Below are 20,280 nucleotides of genomic sequence, written 5' to 3' on the forward strand. Positions count from 1 at the left end.
TTAAACCCTGAGAAAAAAGAAGAAATGCGGGCGGCATAAAATTTAACTTGAGGCGACAACTAACTTGAAAAACTCCGGTTTCGACGAGTTTGTGGCAATATGACCAAACACAGTTAGGTGTACTCGTTGATGGGCTTATTAAAATGCCGGTTATTGAGGGAGTTGATGTTTTTGACAAACATGGCAAAAGCATGATTTCTAAACGTTCTTACACTCAAGCCTCACTTCCTCTCTCAATTTTTGAAACTAAATCTGAGTTGTATTGGACGCTTAATGGTAAACGGATTTTTCTTGGCACTTTGGTGCTCTATTCATCGTCTGAGGTGGTTTTAGATCGTGTTTTATTTGGTTTTTTCTTAATTGCTATTACTGCAATGATAAAATTATCAATTTTGTTTGGGTTATTTATTTGGGCTTTCGATCGTTACCTAGCCAGGCCTTTAAAAGAATTGATGCAACAAGTTAATGAGGTCCAATCAAGTAAAAATACACGTAAACGGATCAATCTTTCACATATTGAAAACAACGAGCTCAGCCAGCTCCAAGATCATATGAATACGATGCTCTTTAGTATGGAAAGGGATCGGGAGCGATTACTCGAGGATGAAAAATCTAAGCGAGATTGGCTGGAAGAGGCCGTTACAAAACGTACAAAAGATCTACAAGTATTAAATGAAAAACTTAAAACGCTTGCAACAAGAGACTCTCTAACGGGTACTTTAAATCGGGGGAGCTTTTTTGATACAGCAAATCATTTGCTAGAACTTTCTCAGCGACAGAAATTACCCGCATCTTTTATTTTAATTGACTTAGATTACTTTAAAAACATTAACGATACGTATGGACATTTTGTTGGTGATAAGGTGCTTATTCATTTTACCGACACAGCTCAGAGCATGATAAGAGAGTCTGACCTTATTGGTAGAGTGGGTGGAGAGGAGTTTGCACTATTTCTTCCAAATACAAGGCTTGATAACGCGTTCAAACTCGCTAATAAAATAAGAAAGGCTGTGGTTGATTCAACCTTAGAAGTTGATGGTGAAACTGTAATCTATACTGTAAGCATAGGCGTTGCCTCATCCGAGCTAAAAGACTGCTCAGTTACTGAGTTATTCAAAGTCGCTGACTTGAAGCTTTACTGCGCTAAAGACAAAGGACGTGATCGTGTTGAAAAATAAAATGTTTAAAGGTAAAAAAAAGATCTCTCAAGTGCTGCTTATATCCTTATTGTTAGCATTGAGTATAGGTAACTTTAGTCATGCCAATACATTAAAAGTTTGCTACGACCAATGGCCTCCTATGACTATATTTCCGTCAGAGGGTTTTCCTGCCCGCGGCTTTGTGATTGATATGCTAGAGCAAATATATACATCAAAAGGCTATCAATTAGAATATTACGAAGTGCCTTTGGCAAGGGGGCTCGATATGGTTGCGGATGGTCTTTGCGATATGTTGCCAGAATATTTATTTTCGCAAGACACCGAAGTGGGTTTCGAGTACGCCACAGAGGCAACATTTGCATATCCAACTGCTTTTGTTGTTAGGCAAGATGAATCCTGGCGCTATGATGGGATTCAATCTATACAAGGAAAGCGTGTTGCAACAGGGCCTGGGTGGGATTACAGCTCGGTAAGTGTTGATTATCAAAATTATATTGATGACCCAAATAATTCTGATTTAGTGGAAGTAATCGCGGGCTCTAGCGATGTGGTAGAACGGATTTTTCAGATGATTAAAGCGGGCAGAATCGATCTATATGCAGATAATATGCTGGTTTTACAGTACATGTTGAATCGATTTGATTGGAACAATGGATTAAAAATAGTGCGTCCAGGCTTAGAAAATAAATTAGTTGAAATACCTATTTTTTCAAATAAAATGCCCGCTGAAAGAAGGAAAACGCTAATAAATATATGGAACAGTGGCCGTTTATCTATCAAGGGAGATAAACAAAAAATGCTTCTTAAAAAGTATAATGTGGCTTTATAAGTGCTTTAAAATGCCCCAATAGCACGCGCTAAGAAAGTGAGATATTTAATTTGATTATGATCTTATACTTTTTTTCCCCGTAAATTAATTAGTATTAAATTACTTTGTACTGAGTTTTTTACTCGGATATTATATACTTCAACCTCTTGTTGCGAATAAAACATCATGACTCAATTGACCGCAAAACAGAATATTCAAGCCATTGTTAAAGCGATTAAGGCGGAAGAAGCGCTGCTTCGTCAAAAACATCCATTGTTAATGCATCAAAATACTTTGGGAATGGCTATATTATTGCTCTCGCTAAGTGCGTTAATTGGGGTTGGTACTTTGTATTACTTTGCCATTATCCCTGCTTGGCTTTGTATTGTATTGGCCGCTATAGCCACCTCTATTTCGCACGAGCTTGAGCACGATCTTATTCATAAGCAGTACTTTAGCAACCAGCCTTTTTTACACAATTTTATGATGTTTACTGTGTGGTTGATGCGCCCTAATACGATTAGCCCGTGGTATCGTCGCAAGATGCATTTGCATCACCACAAAACGTCGGGCACTGAGCAAGACCTAGAAGAACGTTTGGTAGGTAATGGTATTAAAAATCCGTTTTTACGTGCCTTGGTAATTGTTGATGGATTACTCGGTTTATTAATTAATGCAAAACGTTTTAGTAAAGAAATTAAAGGGTTTAGCTTCTTTAAAGTGTTTAATGCAGGTTTTCCAATTACCACTGCGTATTTCGCCATTTTATATAGCGTAATTGTGTTTCACTTAGTTAATTTGTTCACTCCACTGGCTGCTAATTCACCTGTATTGCTGCTTGATGTAATGAATGTGTTTGAATTTCTAATGGTGGTGCTGATTGTGCCTAACATTGTGCGTTCGAGCTCACTTAATTTTGTTACTTCAAGTATGCATTATTACGGCGGTGTGAATAATATGCTTGAACAAACTCACGTTATTACTAGCCGTTTGTTTATGCCATTTAATTTATTTTGCTTTAACTTTGGGCATACTCATACTATTCATCATTTTGTGCCGAATCAGCCGTTTTATTTACGTCAAATGATTAGCAAAAAAATTCTTGAAGTGATGCGTCAACACGGCGTACGTTTTAATGATTTTGCTAGTATAAAAAAAGCTAATTTGTATCAATCATAAAGCTTGTTTTTACTCAATCTTCGAGGTTGCTGCTTTAGTAACGGTGCCTAGCCTAAGGCTAGGCAATACCCCTAGTAAAGTCAGATAAAGCTTATAAAACTTCCCTTTAATACCAACTTAATCTATTACTCAGACCTTTTTAAATTTAGTCCTTAATTGATCCCACTTAGCGTTTTGTTATGTAATTGAATACTAAGTTTAATTTTTTGATTTTAATTGATTATTTTTAAAGTTATGGCTTGCCTTATACTCAATTTTTCACCCTTATGTTTTTATGTTATGAATAAAAAAGCACGTTAATCGAATTGAAATATTTCTGTAATATTTAGGTGTTCTAATGCGCTCTGAAACAAAAACGTCATCAAAATGCCATAATCGGTAAGACAAAACTGAGATTTAAACATGAGTGAATCAAAGCGCAATACGCTATTAATAAAAACGCTTAACTGGGCTGCTATCGCCTTTTTAGTTTATTTAGTCCTTGTAGCCGTTGGCACTGTCAGTGGTGGTTTTAAATTAGCGTCGGGCGGTACTGAGGGAGCGAAAGAGATTTTTGCATTCGCAACCAACCCGTTTATCGCATTATTATTAGGTGCTTTAGCAACCGCTTTAGTGCAATCATCATCAACGGTTACCTCAGTTATAGTGGGGCTAGTTGCTGGCGGTTTACCGTTAAGTATTGCTATTCCAATGGTGATGGGTGCAAATATTGGTACCACTATTACTAACACCTTAGTGTCTATTGGCCATATTCGCTCTAAAGAAGAGTTCCAGCGTGCATTTGCGGCATCAACTGTTCATGATTTCTTTAATTTATTTGCCGTTATTATATTTTTACCGCTAGAAATAATGTTTGGTTTGCTGCAAAAAATGTCTGCTGCTTTATCGCACTTATTTATTGGTGATGCCGACTTATCATTAAAGAGCTACAACTTTATTAAACCACTCGTAAAACCAGCTGTGGGCGTAATAAAAGATGCATTTAGTTTTTTAGATACAAAAATGCTAGGTGCAGCGATGGTTATTGCAGGTATTTGTTTGATTTTATTTGCCGTAACTACATTAGGTAAATTACTTAAAAAAGCGCTGGTTGGCACTGCAAAAGATATACTGCATGGAGCCATTGGGCGCGGGCCTATCGCGGGTATCACATCAGGTGCGGCAGTAACAATTATGGTTCAGTCATCATCAACGACAACCAGTTTGATGATCCCACTTGCTGGAAGTGGTGTGTTTACTACGCGTCAAATTTACCCATTCACACTGGGAGCTAACATTGGTACAACCATTACTGCTTTATTAGCGGCCACATCAATTACAGGGCCTATGGCTGAGGTTGCGCTAACAATTGCATTGGTACACGTTATGTTTAATGTATTTGCAGTTGCACTTATTTACGGCGTTCCTGTGCTGCGTGAAATACCGCTTAAACTTGCTGAAAAGCTAGCCGAAATTGGTACAAATAATAAATCAGCAGCATTAGGCTATATACTAGGATCGTTCTTTGTGGTGCCTGGTTTAATTGTGCTGGCCGTTCGATAAGCAGAAATAAACGTATAAAAGGAATGCGCTATATAATTTATATAGCGCATTTTTTGTTTTACCACTGGTAACTTACAGACAACATGGCATTACGTGGTTTACCTGGGAAGTAACGATCCCCAGTAAAGCTGGTGTAATCGGCGCGCTCAGCGTAGGCTGTGTTAGTTAAGTTTATAATTCGGGCACTCAGTAATAGCTGTGGACTAATTTGCCACTGTCCGCGCAAGCTTAAAATATCGTGCCCTTGATATTCATGTAAGTTTTCAGGGTCGGTAAAGTAGCGGCTAACATAGTGCCATTGCAGCGCAAGGCTAATACTCTCGTTGGCTTGCCAGTTAAAATCGATATTAGCAACCTTTCGAGGTGCGGTATCAATATCGTTACCTTTAATATTAATGCTGCCAATAATTTGCTCATTCGAGTACGTATGCTTGGCATAGGTGCCTGCAAAATTAACAGATAAATGCTGATTAAAGCTATGCGCTAATTCAAGCTCAATACCGCGATGCCGAGTTTGGCCGTCATTAACAGTAAAAAAGTCACTGTCGCGGTAGATGGTATTGTGCTTGCTCATCGCATACATCGATAAGCCATAGCGAGTATTGTTGTACATCCCTTTAATACCCACCTCAGCATTATTAGCTATTTCTGCGTCTAAGTCGGCAGTACTTTGCTCGCGCTGTAATTGATAGAGTTCAGCCGCTTGGGGGGCTCGATAGCCTCTTGAAAAATTAGCGTATAATGTATTGTTAGTATTAAGCTGATAGCTCACCCCGAGTTTTGGCGAAAGATTACTAAAGCTGTTTTTAGTGCTTTTGGGGCGGCTATAACGACAGCCACCAAAACCACATTCGTTGCCATCCTCTTTTGTACGCCCTGCAAGCATATTATTTTGATAGTCATATTGCATGTGCTCATAACGCAGCCCAGCGGTAATAAGCCAGTCATTAAGCTGCCAATCAATAGCGGCAAATGGAGCGTATAAGGTTGCATCGACTTGGTAATCGTAATGTTTACCTTGCGGCACAGTGGCCACTAAAAACGCAGAGCCTTGGGTGGGGTTATCTTGGGCTTGTAAAAAATCGGCTTGGGTAAACTCACCATCAAAGCCAAGCTTTAAGTTCGTATTGTCGTTCACATAATGTTGATAAAGCGATTGTAGGCCAAACCCCGTTTGACTGTTTTTTTCGAGCGGAGTACCGGGTAAAAAGTGTTTGAAAAAGTCCATGCTTTGGTCACGAATATAAGGAGTAACAACCAGTGTGTTCTCACCTAATTGCCAGCTTGCTTTACTCCAAGCCCTAAGCGAACGGGCTTTTCTAAAGGCGTCAGGATCAAAATTTTGCTGTGCAATATATTCATCTTTATAGCTTTGAAAGCCACTAATATACCCTGCGGTTTGTTGGTCTAAGTCGGTATAGGTCAACCCCGATATTAAACTTAAGTTGTTGTTAGCGTACCGATGTCGCACATTTATTTTTTGTTGTTTAACGCTTTCATCATCTCGGTAACCGCCATCATCGGTAAAGCTGGCATTAATACCGAACCCTGAATTATCCATAGCATGGCCTGCACGCAATTTATAGCGAGCATAACCGTAAGAGCCATAATCAACACCCAGTAAACCACCACCTTGGGTCGTGTCTGGTGTAATGACGTTAATTACGCCATGCACTGCATTTGAGCCATACAGTGCAGAGCCTGGGCCTTTTAATACCTCAATACGCTGTGCCATTTCGCTATGTGCTTCAAACAGCTCATTAATATTGCAAAACCCAGCTGCACGAAGTGCAATACCATCTTCAGCAGTTAAAATCCCTCCACAAGCCCCCGTACCAGAAAGCACCTGGGAGCGCAGGGCGGGTAAATATTCTTGACCATTACCACGTTGTATATTGGCACCTGCAACGCGTTGCAGTGCTTCTTCTACATGGGTAGGGGCTATAAGCTCAAGTTGTGATTCGCTTAATACACTGATCACCAAAGGTAATGGGGTGGAGAGCGCTTCACTACGTGATGCTGTGGTGGTGATACGTTCAATTGATTGCGCGGTATCTTCAGCACACGCACTATTAATTAAACTTAACTGACTGCATAACAATAAAGAGGGTAAATAGTAATATTTCATAAATTCCAGCACATCGGCAAGTTGATAAGTTTAGGGTAGGGGAGTTTGTGAATTGGTTAAAGCACACTCAACCTATAAACCCGATAAGTAATCGATAAAACAATACAAAAAATACCCGGAAAAACTAAAGTGAGCACTGAGTAATGTTTAAATAGCAATACGCCTACCACTCCACCGGTTAAAAAACCGGCAACAATTAATGTAAAGACCAAGCATTTTCTATTGTCAAAAGCTTCTCCTTTTAGGGCTTTACCAAACATCAAACCCAAATCGGTAAAAATACCGGTTAAATGAGTGGTACGCACTACAGCACCGCTGTAGTTAGTGGCTAAAGCATTTTGTAAGCCGCAGGCGGCAGAGGCGAGTGTAAGTGCGTAAGGATATGAATGTTGAAGTAGCTGTGCGCTTACCAGTAGTAAAATACCCTCAATAAATAAGAGCGTATCGTAATGGCGTCCTAACTTAAGTGACCCGCCTGAGAGCATTAAGCCTGTTAATGCCGAGCCAAATATAAAGCTCAGTACAATCGCAATTAAAAATAACGCTGCATTGATGTTGGTAGTAAGTTCAATAGCTAATGAAGTCACCGACCCCGAAACATGAGAAATTGCTTGCTGTTCAAACCCTAATAAACCTACTGCGTTTACCATACCGGCAATAAAAGCGAGGGTAAACGCACCATATTCGACCCACTTAGGTAGTTTTGTAAACATCCTTTTAGCTCCGGTTTCAGTGTGTAGATTAATCATACACTTAATTAAAGTTAATAAATGAAAAGAGGTTATATTTTTAACATCACAAGCAAGTGATGATCGCTAAGTTTAACTTTTGCGTATCAACAGAATTTGGAATAAATATGTTTAACCAAGAACAGCAATCACGCATTATAGAAATGGCATGGGAAGACAGAACGCCGTTTGAAGCCATTGAAAATCTTTATGGGCTAAATTACTCACAATTAGTTAATTTTATGCGTGACCACATATCTAGTGGCTCATTTAAAGTGTGGCGTAAGCGCCATGCCGGGCGTAAAACTAAACACCTAAAGTTGCGCGACCCCGCGATTATGCGCAGTCATTGTAAAACACAGTACAAACAGCGCTAACTTTAGGGTTTCATGTGTTGTTCAGGCTTAAGCGTTAATAATCTTCAGTAATAACCACACTGGAGAACAGCCATGAAAACATTAATCAGTATTTTATTAATGGTTTTTGCGCTAACGGCAACAAACGCATTTGCTGTACCACACAAAGACAAACATGCAGGTAAGCATGTGAATAAACACGCAAACAAGCATCACTGGAAAAAGCAAAAAAATAACCAAGACCATAATAAAAAATGGCTTTCTAAGAAACAAGCCAAGCAGTTAATTCGTCAAGGGTGGACTCCACCAGGGTGGCACAGATCTTATCATCAAGGTGATATCCTTGGGCATGACATTTATAAGCGTGCTAGAGTAATAGACCGAGAAAGAGACACAGTGCGAGTTGAAATTGATCGCACTATTATTCACCTAGTGCACGACACTCGTGAAATACTCTCTATTTTACAGCGCTATTAGGATTTATAAATGCTCACTGTATTGGTCATAGTTACTGGCTTGTTGTTATTAATAACCTTATTACCCCTGTCATACAGTCAGCATTACTTGATACGTAGTTGCGACTTTGTGCGCTTGCAGGTGTGCTACCTAGCAAGCGCTGTAATTATCGTTGCACTAATAGGTATGTGGCAAAGCGGCTTAATTGCTTACTCACTCGTAGCGGTGGTCGCTTTTGTTATTTTAGTTTTGCAAGCTAAGTGGATTTATCCCTACACTTGGTTTGCTAAAAAAGAAGTATTAACAGCGCCAAAAAGTAGTGATCATAGCATCAGAATCTTATGCGCTAATGTACTGATGTCGAATCGACATAGTGAGCAGTTAATTAACTTAGTCGATAAATATCAGCCCGATTTACTTATCACCTTAGAAAGCGATAGCTGGTGGCAAGATAAGTTATCTGTGCTTAAAAAAAACTACCCTTATCAAGTACAGTGCCCAAAAGATAATCGTTACGGCATGCATGTATTTAGTAAATTTAACATACTCGATGCACAAATTTGTGAACTTATAGAAGATGATATTCCTTCTATTCATATTTTATTTGAAAACCATCAAGGGCTAAAAATGCAGGGGCATTTTATTCATCCCGCGCCACCAAGCCCAACAGAAAAAGATTCATCGCGTCCGCGCGATAGCGAACTAATAATGGTGGCTAAAGCGCTTAAAAATCCAAGCCGCCCAACGATAGTCGCCGGCGATTTAAATGATGTAGCTTGGTCACGCAGCACCCGTTTATTTATGCAAATCAGTGGCTTTTTAGACCCACGTAAAGGACGGGGCTTTTATAACACTTTTCATGCTGGTTACTTTTTTATGCGCTGGCCGCTCGATCACTTATTTCACTCTACAGGTTTTACTGTAAAGCGTATCAAACGTGTTGCTAAATATGGCTCCGATCACTTTGCTCTGCTTACCGAACTTGTTTATGAAGATGCTAATCAGCAATCACTCGAAACAAAGCCCAGCGAGCTTAAACAGCAAGACATACAAGAGCTTGCTATGAGCAAAGCCGATAAACGTAAAGTGCCTAGGTTTGAAAAAGGCTAGATTAAGTACAGGTGTTAGGTTAAAGGCTTTAGGCGAAAGGCAAAATTAATACATTAGGGTCGTGCTTTTTAAATTTGCGGGATTTTATATAGCGAGCTATTTAGTTGAGTGTTAATTAACAAAGAGATTCATTATGTTTAATAAAATTATCAACTTTTGGTTTACAGAGCTTGAGCCAAAGCAGTGGTGCAAAAAGACGAGGCGTTTGATTTGATGATTCAGGCTCGTTTTGGCCAATTACACCAGCAAGCGAGTGCGAGTGAGTTATTTCAATGGCGTGAGAGTGCATTAGGCAGCCTAGCTGAAATTATCGTGCTTGATCAGTTCTCGCGAAATATTTATCGTGACAAGCCAGCATCATTCGCCTGTGATTCAATGGCTTTAGCGTTAGCACAATCGGCCATTACAAAAGGGTTTGATAAGAAGTTGACGGATGAGCAGCGAGTATTTTTGTATATGCCTTTTATGCACAGCGAATCGCAGTTAATTCATAAGGAAGCAGTCCGGCTATTTAAGGTGTTAGGTATTCAAAATAACTTAGACTTTGAGTATCAACATAAAGCGATTATCGATAGATTTAATCGTTACCCGCATCGTAATAAAATACTAGGGCGGGAGTCTACAGAAGAAGAACGCGAGTTTTTAAAACAGCCCAATTCAGGTTTTTAGATTCATCAGGCAAAAAAACACCGCGTTTATTACAAGCGCGGTGTTTAGTTTTATTAACCAGATACCTGATATTAGCTATTAATCATGATGCTTTTAACATTCACAAACTCGCGAATACCAAAGCCGCCATGTTCTCTGCCATAGCCACTGTCTTTAACACCGCCAAATGGTAGGTTCGGTTGTGCCAGTCCGTAACCATTTATGTTGATCATACCGGTATCAAAATGCTTTTTAGCCAGCTCAATGGCTTTTTTCTCATCTTTTGAAAAGACACCGCCGCCTAGTCCATAACGGGAGTCGTTGGCAATACGCATAGCGTCATCATTATCTTTGGCTTTAATCAAAGATGCCACAGGGCCAAATAATTCGTCATCGTATGCAGGCATCCCCGGTGATAAATTTTCTAACACGGTAGGCGGGTAGTAATAGCCTGTTTGCTGCGGAATTTCGCCGCCTACAATTACTTTTGCGCCTGCATTTACCGAGTCTTGCACTTGCTGATGAATTTTATCGCGTAAATCTTCGCGTGCCATAGGACCCAGTTCCGTATCTTTATCCATAGGGTCGCCCATTTTAATTGCTTTAAATTGCTGGCTCAGCGCTTCTTTAAAGTCATTGTATAATGAGTCAACTACCACAAAACGCTTGGCAGCCACACAGGTTTGCCCATTGTTAATAATGCGGCCCTGCAAACAGGTTTTAACTGCCAGCGCGAGGTCAGCATCATCAAGTACAACATAAGCATCGTTACTGCCAAGCTCCAATACCGTTTTTTTAACGTGCTTACCGGCCTGCTCAGCTACTTTTTTACCTGTGCCATCACTTCCTGTGAAGGTAACGCCACTAATGTGTTTATGAGAGATAAGTGCGCTGGCTGTTTTTCCGTCAATTAGTAAGTTACTAAAGCAATGCTCAGGGAACCCAGCTTGTTTAAATAAGGTATCTATTTTTTCAGCCATACCAAACACATTACCGGCATGTTTTAATACCGTGGTATTACCCGCCATAATATTTGCGGCACTGTATCTAATAACTTGATAAAGTGGGAAGTTCCATGGCTGAATACCTAGCAACACGCCTGTGGGGCGATAACTTATAATTGCACGACCGCCTTGCATATCGCGTTCTTCGTCGCTCAGCATATCGGCGCCATGTTCTGCGGTATAACGGCAAATGTCAGCACAAAGCTGCACTTCTTGAAAGCCTTGTTCGTACACTTTACCCATTTCTTCGGTCATCAGTTTAGCAAGCGCTTCTTTTTGCTCTTCAAATAAAGAGGCTAGCTTATTCAGGTATTTAGCGCGCTCAGTAAACGAGGTTAATCGCCATGTTAAGTATGTTTCATGAGACTTTTCGATCACTTGTTCTGCTTGAGCTTGAGAAAGCAGCGTATAGCTATTGATGACTTGCTCGGTTGCGGGATTGATCGTATCTACTGTGTTACTCATTTTACCTCCTAACAAATTATGTAATAGGGTAGGTGCAAAACCAAAGCCAGTTGGGCGATAGTTTATAAAAATCCATAACTTTTTGTTAATAATGGTTTTTATATTACTTTATACAAAAATCTAGATTTTGTTTGTTCGTTGTTTTTGCTATGGTTCTGTAAATACTGCAAGTTGTTGAAAAAGTTACAGGGAGTAGTTAGATGATACAGTCATTGTTTAATATCGATTTACCTCTTATTCAAGCGCCTATGGCGGGTGTACAAAACGTTGAATTGGCTGCAAGCGTTTGTGAAGCTGGCGGGCTAGGGTCGTTGCCTTGCGCTATGTTATCGCCAGCACAGTTAGTTGAACAGCTCGACTTACTTACTCAAAAAACAGATAAACCATTTAATCTAAACTTTTTTTGTCACACGGTTACTGATTACACCAGCCAACAAAAGCAGCAATGGCATAATATGCTGACCCCTTATTTTGCAGAGTATGAAATTGACCCGCAAAGTTTAACCGCAGGGGCATCCCGTCAGCCTATAAACCAAGCCGTTGTTGATATTATTGCACCCTATAAACCGGCGGTTGTGAGTTTTCATTTTGGTTTACCCAAGCACGCTATTGTGGCGCAAATAAAAAGCTGGGGCACTAAAGTAATTTCAACTGCGACCACTTTAGATGAAGCTATTTGGCTCAGTGAAAATGGCGCTGATGCTGTTATTGCTCAGGGTTTAGAAGCTGGAGGGCATCGAGGGCATTTTTTATCAATGGATTTAAGCTTGCAACAAACCACTGAGCAGTTAGTTAAGCGTTGTGTTGAGCATTTATCATTACCGATTATTGCTGCAGGAGGTATTGCAACACCAGATGATGTAAAGCATATGAAAGCGCTGGGAGCCAGTGGAGTTCAAGTTGGTAGCGCTTATTTATTATGTAAAGAGGCAAAAACATCTGCTTTACATCAGCAAGCTATTTTAGAGCAGGCTCAAGATAGCACCGCACTAACTACTTTGTTTTCAGGTCGAGCCGCGCGGGGTATTCAAAACCGCGTCATGCTCGAGTTAGGTACTATGCCAAATGGGGTTCCTGCGTTTCCACACGCTAGCAGTGCAATAACAGCTTTAAGAAACCGAGCTGAAAAAAGTGCTAAAAGTGATTTTTCGCCTTTGTGGTGTGGTCAAAAGTATGTGCCTCGGGTGGGGGTATCAGCTGCGGATATTACGCATATTTTAATGGAAAAATGGTAGAGTTTAATGTCTGATAACCCACTTTTATCGCTTGGCGATAGTTACGAAGTGCTTATAAATACGCTTAAAACACAATTGGCAGGTATTTACCCTCAACAGCTTGTCGCGCGCAATACCGTGTTATTGCCCCAAGGCGATGTACAGCGTTATGGCTATTTAATTGTGGAGGGGGTTTTAGGTGCTATTCATGATGATATTGATGGCGGGCAAAAATGCAAAGAGTTTTATTTTAAAAATGAGTTTGCATTGCTGTTTGCCAATTGGATGACCTCAAGCCCCGCTTTTTACCAATTAAAAGTAATTAATGAGGCAAGTGTAATTAAAGTACCGCTAACACTATTTGAGCAAGCACAGTACCAACTCATTAAGCAGCAACTCATTGTGCAGCAACTAATATTTAAAGAAGCCAAAGAAGCATTTTTATTACTCAACAGCCCCGAGCAGCGCTACTGTTACTTGCTTAAACATAAACCGCATTGGTTGGCGCAGTTAAGCTTAAGCCAAGTGGCTATGTATATAGGTATTTCGGCCATTTCGTTATCACGAATTCGTAAGCGACTTAACTTAAGTTAAGTGCTGTTTATATAAAGCACTATACACTCCTCATTTTTATGCCTTAAGTGCCTTGGAGTGTTATGTTTTTAATTGCCCAATCATTGGTTGCCGTCGCGACTTTACTCGACTTAGCTTCATTTCAGTTTAAGTCCCGACGCATTATCTTATGTTGTTTATTTACCTCTGTGTTATTAACCTCAGTCCACTTTTTTATTTTGGGTTATAACAGTGCCGGCTGCTTAATGCTTATTGCCGCGTTACGTTATTTTTACTGCATATACTTTAAGCATACTTGGGCCATGTTTGGATTTATGGCAGTGAGTTGTTTAGCCGTTTATTTAACATGGCAAGATTGGTTTAGTGGCTTTGCGCTGGTGGCGACATTAATACAAACCATTGCTTCATTTCAAAATAGAGACTTGCACTTGAGGTTATGTATGGTGGTGGGAACCTCTTTTTGGATAACGCATAATATTTTTGCTGGCTCCCCTGTGGCAATAATTATGGAAAGCCTATTTTTAAGTAGTAACTTATTTGGTTTATATCGATTTTATATTAGTAAAAAAGTCTTGCTGAACCTCAAGTAGGAACGTAAAATGCAGCAATGTAAACTTATTAAAAGAACTGTTTGGCAATTTCTTTTAATAAAAAGGTTTCTCGAATAATTGACAATCCTTGTTTATCGCTATTAGCTAATGTGCGTTCGTTGTGAGCTATCGCCTCAAAAATATTTACCCATTTAGCTTGCATACCATTTTGTTGCTCATAGTGCTCAAGCTGTGCTTGGCCGAGTTGTTCGTTAATTTCGCATACATAACAGTATGACTTTATATGAATAATATCAAAGTCATCTTTGTACCAAGGACGATATTCTTCATAGAGGCCAAACTCACTGCAGATTTTTATATTTTGCGCGCCAGTTTCTTCATTAAGCTCTCTGATAAGTCCTTGTTCAATGCTTTCGTGTAAGTCTACGCCACCACCGGGTAAACTAAAATCGTCATAGCGCTGAGTGTACATTAATAAAATGTACTGCTGTTTAAATACAATTGCGCGAGCAGTAGGGCGAGTAAACTGACGACCTTGAGTAATATTAATAGTGGGGTGAATAGTGGTTTTTAATAGGCGCATAACGACTCCAGCAATAAAGATAAATTATATCAGTTGGTTGTATTAATTACTTCATTGTTAAAAAGTAATTAACTGAAAAGATTGTTAATTTAAGCGTTTATACATATATCTGTAGTTATAATGGCGAACTATTAAAAAATAAAATGTCATTGTTTTAGTCCTGCTCTGAATACCTTTCATTTGTTGAAAGGGGTGAGTAGAATAATAAAAAAGCATAGGGATTAATCATGTTAAATATACTTTTAGTTGATGACGACATCGAATTTAGTGATGTTATTTGTCACATTGTTGAGTTTCTTGGGCATAATATTCAAACTGCAACCAGTTTAGAAGAAGCGCATCAGTGGTTTGAGAATAATTCCTTTGATCATGTATTACTGGATTTCATGTTACCCGATGGTAGCGGCTTGCACTTATTAGACCATTTGAAAATGATTGGTCAATCTCCTAAAGTCACTCTTATTTCAGGTCACCCATCGGTTAAGGGGATTTTAGCCGATATGTGTGAGCCCAATGTAACGCATTTATTAAAGCCGCTGCAGCGAGAAGATTTAGAACTGGTTTTAAACGGTCCTAAAAAAACTGTTAAAAAAGCTAAGAAAAACGCTATCACCCATCATTTTGATACCTTAATTGGTGAATCTGAGGCAATGCAAAAGCTCTATACTATGATAGAGCGTGTTGCTAAAACACAGGCTAACGTAATGTTAGTAGGTGAAAGTGGTGCCGGTAAAGAAGTGGTTGCACAAGCGATTCATAATGCCAGTCAATGCGAAGGACCTTTAGTTGCTAGCAACTGTGGCGCCCTTTCAAAAGAGCTTATTGGCAGTGAATTATTTGGTCATGAAAAAGGTGCCTTTACAGGGGCGATAGCCCGCAAAGAGGGCGTGTTTGAACAGGCAAATGATGGCACCTTATTTTTAGATGAAGTCACTGAAATGCCCATTGGCATGCAGCCTAATTTATTGCGCGTATTAGAAACAAAAAAAGTAACAAGGGTAGGTGGCAACCGAGAAATTCCAACTAACTGCCGCGTTATTTCTGCGACCAACCGTTCTTTAATCGATTTAGCCCAAAATAATATTTTACGTGAAGATATATACTTCAGGCTTGCCGTATTTCCTATTGATATACCGCCATTACGTGAACGAAAAGACGATATTCCATTATTGGCAAAAGTCTTTTTAGAGCAGTTAAATGATGAAAATGGCACTGCTTTTAGCTGGACGAACGAGCAACTTAAAGAGCTGCAAACGTACGACTGGCCAGGTAATGTACGTGAACTTCGTCATGCAATTCATCGCGCTTTTATTATGAGCGATCCACAAACAAGCGATGTGGCACTGCCTGATAACCTAGAGTCACCTTTTTCACGAGTAAATAATCAAGCTCAGGAAAATCAGGTTTCTGCAGGACAAACCATTGAAGAAGTTGAAAAGGAGCTTATTCATGCAACACTCGATAAAGTACAAGGTAATAAAACATTGGCTGCACAAATGTTAGGTATAAGTACTAAAACGCTTTATAACCGCCTTAACGCATATGGTGGCATTGGCGAATATAAATAAAACAACATGAGGATAGTATGGCATTAACTAAACAAATAAAGCCTTTAAACGAACTAGTACATGATGCGCGGGCACCGTTAAATCGTATTTCAATGAATGCTGAGCTTATCAAGCTAGTACTTGAAAACGATATGCCCGTCGAAAAAGCACTCGAGGCACTCGATAAAATAATTGTTAATTGCCAAGCATGTAGTGACAGTTTACAGCTTATTTCAGACTCAAAATAATAAAAACCAGGATGATAAATGATTAAACGCAAACAGCAAGGCAAAGCAAATGTTATATGGGCGTTATTTATCTCCATAATACTATGCATTATTGTAGGTAATGCATTTTTAGCGGTTAATACCATACAAGGCTTAACGCGTACTCAGCAAAGTTTAGATAACACTAATATGCTAAGTACAGCCATTGAGCAAATGCATCTCTCTGTAGTGCAGGCTGAATCAGGGCAGCGCGGGTATTTATTAACGCAGGACGATGATTACTTAGCTCCATATTACGATGCGGTTGCACAAATTGAATCGCAAACCGATTATGTTCGCTCTTTAAACTCTGAGATTGAGGGACAAGCTGAGCGTATTGCAACGTTAATTTTATTAGTTGAAAGTAAAATTGCTGAGCTTAAAAGCACAGTTCAATTAGCATTAAATGACAAAGAAGAACGTGCAATGCTCATACTCAACTCTCATAAAGGGCGTGACCTATACCGAGAGATTCGTGTACTTGTTAATGATATCCAAGATCGTGAGCTGTTATTTAAAGTCAGTCACTTTTCTAAATTAGCGCAAATAAAAAACGAGGCAAAAATCACTTTTGCAATTACAGCCATCACGAGTGCTTTACTTATTGGCGGTATGTTTTTACTTGCGCGGCTTAACTTAAAAAATGCGGCGGTATATCGAGCTGAGCTCGAAATGCAAAACGAAACCTTAGCCAGTAAAGTGACCGAACGTACCCAAGAACTTACGTTATATTCTGATGAGTTAAGTCGCAGTAACCGTGAGTTAGAAGAGTTTGCTTTTGTTGCCAGTCATGACTTGCAAGAGCCGCTGAGAAAAATTCAAGCATTTAGCGATCGTCTTGAAAGCATGTTTAAAGACGAGTTGGGCGAAAAAGGCGCAGATTACATTGCTCGAATGAAAAATGCTGCGCAGCGCATGTCTAATTTAATTAATGATTTATTAGAGTTCTCTCGAGTAACAACTCGAGGTAAAGATTTTACCGACACCAATCTAAATAGCATACTTAATGATATTTTAAGCGATTTAGAAATAGCCATTAATGAGTCTAATGCGCAAGTGATAACGGTTGATATGCCAATCATTCAGGCTGATCCGAGTCAAATGCATCAGCTGTTTTTAAACTTAATTTCAAATGCTGTGAAGTTTAGAGCGCCTAACGTAAACCCTGTTATTGATATTGGCTTTGAACGAATTAACGAGTTTAGTGAAGAGCATAATAGTAAAGTAAGTTGGCATGTTATTACTGTAAAAGATAATGGTATCGGCTTTTCAGCTGAGTATGCAGATAAAATATTTGTGCCATTTCAGCGTTTACATGGGCGTTCTCAATATAAAGGAACCGGCATTGGATTATCTGTGTGTCGCAGAATTGTAGAGCGACATGGCGGAACTATTACAGCAATAAGCACCCCTAATGAAGGCGCAACCTTCATTATTAAACTACCTGTGGATGCAGAGTTATTCACATTACAAGGAGAGGCATAATATGCCATTAACAAACGTAAAACCCATTACCATTTTAATGGCAGACGATGATGAAGATGATCGTTTATTAACCCAAGATGCCCTCGCTGAAAGTCGCGTTTTAAATGAATTACACTTTGTTGAAGACGGTGTAGAGCTTTTAGAGTATTTAGAGCGTAAAGGCAAGTTTGAAGATAAAACCCTGTCACCAAGACCTGGCTTGATTTTACTCGACTTAAACATGCCGAGAATGGATGGACGTGAAGCACTTCAAGCGATTAAAGCCAACCCTAATTTAAAAGGTATTCCCGTTGTTATTTTAACTACTTCAAAGCAAGAAGAGGATATGGTTAAAGGTTACGATTTAGGTGCGGCGTCATATATTACCAAGCCAGTAACTTTTGATGGTTTAGTTGAGTTGATGAAAACGTTAGGTAAATACTGGGTTGAATTTGTAGAGCTACCAAGCACGTTTAACGATTAAGCATATAATTAAAACAGGAGACGCTATGTTAGCAAAGGCAACGAAACTGCTATTGGTTGAAGATGATGAAGATGATTACATTCTTACTCGTGACTATTTAGAGCAGCTCAGTTCCCATGTGTTTGACATAGAGTGGATAAGCTCTCCTGAGCAGGCAATACATGTACTAAGTAAAAATGAGCATGATATTTGCCTGCTTGACTATCGCTTAGGTGCCTCAGATGGCTTAAGTGTTTTAAAGCAAGCGATTAAGAATGGCTTTTGTGGGCCTATTATCATGTTAACGGGGCAATCTAACGATGCGCTAGATTCGGCTGCGCTTGATGCTGGTGCGGTTGATTACTTAGTTAAAAGTGAAATGAGTGGTAGCCGGTTTGCCCGTTCTATTCGTTATGCTCTAGCACGCCGCGATGTAGAAGATGAGCGGGTGGAGCGTTTAAAAGCAGAGGCCGAAAACCGTTCAAAAGACCGCTTTTTAGCGCATTTAAGCCACGAACTGCGAACTCCCTTGTCGTCTATTTTAGGCTATACCGAACTACTTATGCTCAGTGATTTTAGCAAGCAAGCTGAAAATGAGTTGGGCGTTATTTATCGTAATGGCAAACACTTATTGAGCTTACTGAATGATGTTTTAGATTTATCTAAAATTGCAGTCGATAAGCTTGAGCTAAGCTTGGGGGATGTTAATCTTGATAGCCTAATGGCCGACGTGTTTACGCTAATGCGTGTATCAGCCCTTGATAAAGGTTTATCATTAAAATTTGAATCACTGGAGCCTTTGCCATTAGTTATTCGTGTAGATGCTACTCGGGTTCGACAAATTCTCATTAACCTGATCAATAATGCGATAAAATTTACCGAGCAAGGCGAAATTATCGTTAACGCATGGACAGAGACGGTGGCTGATCGTGAAATGCTCTTTTTTAGCATTAAAGATTCAGGCTTGGGTATTGCTCCAGAAAAACAAGCACTCATCTTTAAGCCTTTTGAGCAAATTGCCGATGTAGAGTCGCGCTCAGTAGGTGGTGCGGGCTTGGGATTAGCTATTTGTTCCGAGCTACTTAGTCGTATGCAGGGCACCATTTCATTAGATTCTTATGTAGGTGAGGGCTCAACGTTTACCATTTCCTTATACCCTGGTGATATCAGACAGGTAGAGCGCAATTTATTAAAACTTGATTTAACCCCCAACATGCAGCAAAAAGTAGCGCCATGCGAAGTAAGTGGCAAAGTGTTGGTGGTGGATGACTTACGCGATTTACGCGTGTTAGTTGGCCATTTAATTGGCTCAGCGGGTGCAGATGTAGATTATGCCGATAATGGCAAACAAGCGCTTGATAAGGTTAAAAAGCAACTCGCAGAAGGGCGCGCCGCTTACGATATTATATTTTTAGATATTCATATGCCGGTGATGGGCGGAAAAGAAGCAGCGATTGAACTTAGAAAGTTAGGGTTTAAAGGGGCGATTATTGCTTTAACCGCGGCCACCATGAAAGGCATTCATAACGAACTAACCGCGCTAGGGTTTGACGATATGATTGCTAAACCTGTGGATTCCAACTTACTTTACCAATGCTTAGAGTCAGCGCTGGGGAAAAAAACACAACGTGTTTCATCGATACAGCCAACGCCAAAACATAATACTAATATAAAGCGATTTTTATTAGTGGAAGACGATGCTGATGCCGGACAAATTACTCAGTTATTATTAGAAAGTTTGGATGTAGACACGGATATAGCAACAAGTGTCAAAGACTGTAAGGCGACGCTTGAGCATAACAGTAATTACGACAAAGTATTACTCGATATGCATTTACCCGATGGTTCAGGTTTAGAGCTTGCTGGGTTTATTAAAGAACACTATCCTGATATTCAACGAGTTATTATTAGTGGAATGGAGCCTGATGCCGTACACATTAGGCAGCTAGAAATAGAGAAAGTTTTGCTTAAACCAATAAACTTGGCGCTATTAAGTAAACTTGTTTAACGCCACTATTTGCCAATTTATATAATA

At 39.6% G+C, this 20,280-nt stretch carries 18 protein-coding genes and 2 pseudogenes; 16 read left to right on the forward strand and 4 right to left on the reverse strand.

Translation table 11 applies throughout. The features are described 5' to 3' along the window. Positions 1-74 precede the first annotated feature (74 nt). From AAEY57_RS12305 to AAEY57_RS12320, 4 genes and pseudogenes are all read left to right on the forward strand, one after another. Positions 75-1,178: pseudogene (locus AAEY57_RS12305) on the forward strand (GGDEF domain-containing protein); the annotation flags it as partial. Position 1,179: 1 nt separating this feature from the next. Beyond that, the gene (locus AAEY57_RS12310) at positions 1,180-1,989 is read left to right on the forward strand and encodes a substrate-binding periplasmic protein (RefSeq protein ID WP_033102625.1); all 810 of its coding nucleotides are present in this window, start codon (positions 1,180-1,182) and stop codon (positions 1,987-1,989) included. Between the two features lie 165 nt (positions 1,990-2,154). Beyond that, on the forward strand, positions 2,155-3,147 hold the full coding sequence (locus AAEY57_RS12315) for a fatty acid desaturase (RefSeq protein ID WP_350607963.1): 993 nt from the start codon (positions 2,155-2,157) through the stop codon (positions 3,145-3,147). A 402-nt stretch (positions 3,148-3,549) separates the two neighbouring features. Then, complete coding sequence (locus AAEY57_RS12320) at positions 3,550-4,689, forward strand: Na/Pi symporter (RefSeq protein ID WP_013464173.1); 1,140 nt, start codon at positions 3,550-3,552, stop codon at positions 4,687-4,689. A gap of 58 nt (positions 4,690-4,747) precedes the next feature. Here the strand turns inward: AAEY57_RS12320 and AAEY57_RS12325 are convergent, their stop codons facing one another. Further along, positions 4,748-6,817 (reverse strand): TonB-dependent receptor, encoded by a 2,070-nt coding sequence (locus tag AAEY57_RS12325; protein WP_350607964.1) that lies wholly within the window; start codon positions 6,815-6,817, stop codon positions 4,748-4,750. A 56-nt stretch (positions 6,818-6,873) separates the two neighbouring features. Continuing rightward, entirely contained in the window at positions 6,874-7,530 is a 657-nt protein-coding gene (locus tag AAEY57_RS12330; protein WP_036979974.1) for a YoaK family protein, read from the reverse strand. Positions 7,531-7,673: 143 nt separating this feature from the next. Here AAEY57_RS12330 and AAEY57_RS12335 point away from each other — a divergent pair, with 143 nt between their 5' ends. From AAEY57_RS12335 to AAEY57_RS12350, 4 genes and pseudogenes are all read left to right on the forward strand, one after another. Next, entirely contained in the window at positions 7,674-7,922 is a 249-nt protein-coding gene (locus tag AAEY57_RS12335; protein ID WP_013464176.1) for a TIGR03643 family protein, read from the forward strand. A gap of 72 nt (positions 7,923-7,994) precedes the next feature. After that, positions 7,995-8,378, forward strand: coding sequence for a hypothetical protein (locus AAEY57_RS12340; protein ID WP_350607965.1), 384 nt, complete (start codon positions 7,995-7,997; stop codon positions 8,376-8,378). A 9-nt stretch (positions 8,379-8,387) separates the two neighbouring features. Further along, the gene (locus AAEY57_RS12345; protein WP_350607966.1) at positions 8,388-9,467 is read left to right on the forward strand and encodes an endonuclease/exonuclease/phosphatase family protein; all 1,080 of its coding nucleotides are present in this window, start codon (positions 8,388-8,390) and stop codon (positions 9,465-9,467) included. A gap of 133 nt (positions 9,468-9,600) precedes the next feature. Continuing rightward, positions 9,601-10,136: pseudogene (locus AAEY57_RS12350) on the forward strand (DUF924 family protein). 71 nt (positions 10,137-10,207) lie between these two features. Here the strand turns inward: AAEY57_RS12350 and AAEY57_RS12355 are convergent. Then, positions 10,208-11,584, reverse strand: coding sequence for an NAD-dependent succinate-semialdehyde dehydrogenase (locus AAEY57_RS12355; protein ID WP_350607967.1), 1,377 nt, complete (start codon positions 11,582-11,584; stop codon positions 10,208-10,210). Between the two features lie 200 nt (positions 11,585-11,784). Between AAEY57_RS12355 and AAEY57_RS12360 the strand changes: the two genes are divergently transcribed. The 3 genes from AAEY57_RS12360 (at position 11,785) to AAEY57_RS12370 (ending at position 13,961) form a co-directional block, all read left to right on the forward strand. Further along, entirely contained in the window at positions 11,785-12,819 is a 1,035-nt protein-coding gene (locus tag AAEY57_RS12360) for an NAD(P)H-dependent flavin oxidoreductase (RefSeq protein ID WP_024601534.1), read from the forward strand. 6 nt (positions 12,820-12,825) lie between these two features. Then, positions 12,826-13,392: a Crp/Fnr family transcriptional regulator gene (locus AAEY57_RS12365; protein WP_350607968.1), complete on the forward strand. Its 567-nt coding sequence runs from the start codon at positions 12,826-12,828 to the stop codon at positions 13,390-13,392. Between the two features lie 62 nt (positions 13,393-13,454). Beyond that, positions 13,455-13,961 carry a YgjV family protein gene (locus AAEY57_RS12370; RefSeq protein WP_024601536.1) on the forward strand — a complete coding sequence of 169 codons (507 nt, stop codon included), beginning with the start codon at positions 13,455-13,457 and terminating at the stop codon, positions 13,959-13,961. Between the two features lie 28 nt (positions 13,962-13,989). On the opposite strand, the gene AAEY57_RS12375 is transcribed toward AAEY57_RS12370, so the two are convergent. Continuing rightward, positions 13,990-14,505 (reverse strand): NUDIX hydrolase, encoded by a 516-nt coding sequence (locus AAEY57_RS12375; protein ID WP_013464184.1) that lies wholly within the window; start codon positions 14,503-14,505, stop codon positions 13,990-13,992. A 227-nt stretch (positions 14,506-14,732) separates the two neighbouring features. On the opposite strand from AAEY57_RS12375, the gene AAEY57_RS12380 reads away from it, so the two are divergent. Genes AAEY57_RS12380 through AAEY57_RS12400 form a run of 5 tightly spaced genes read left to right on the forward strand, consistent with a single transcriptional unit; the run spans position 14,733 to position 20,253 of the window. Continuing rightward, on the forward strand, positions 14,733-16,073 hold the full coding sequence (locus AAEY57_RS12380; protein WP_028834350.1) for a sigma-54-dependent transcriptional regulator: 1,341 nt from the start codon (positions 14,733-14,735) through the stop codon (positions 16,071-16,073). A 17-nt stretch (positions 16,074-16,090) separates the two neighbouring features. Further along, on the forward strand, positions 16,091-16,300 hold the full coding sequence (locus AAEY57_RS12385) for a hypothetical protein (protein ID WP_028834349.1): 210 nt from the start codon (positions 16,091-16,093) through the stop codon (positions 16,298-16,300). Positions 16,301-16,318: 18 nt separating this feature from the next. Beyond that, on the forward strand, positions 16,319-17,803 hold the full coding sequence (locus AAEY57_RS12390) for a sensor histidine kinase (RefSeq protein WP_350607969.1): 1,485 nt from the start codon (positions 16,319-16,321) through the stop codon (positions 17,801-17,803). A 1-nt stretch (position 17,804) separates the two neighbouring features. Then, entirely contained in the window at positions 17,805-18,266 is a 462-nt protein-coding gene (locus tag AAEY57_RS12395; RefSeq protein WP_028834347.1) for a response regulator, read from the forward strand. A 25-nt stretch (positions 18,267-18,291) separates the two neighbouring features. After that, the gene (locus AAEY57_RS12400) at positions 18,292-20,253 is read left to right on the forward strand and encodes a response regulator (RefSeq protein WP_350607970.1); all 1,962 of its coding nucleotides are present in this window, start codon (positions 18,292-18,294) and stop codon (positions 20,251-20,253) included. Positions 20,254-20,280 lie beyond the last annotated feature (27 nt).

The organism is Pseudoalteromonas sp. MER144-MNA-CIBAN-0113 (genome assembly GCF_040308965.1).
Taxonomy (GTDB): Bacteria; Pseudomonadota; Gammaproteobacteria; order Enterobacterales; family Alteromonadaceae; genus Pseudoalteromonas; species Pseudoalteromonas tetraodonis.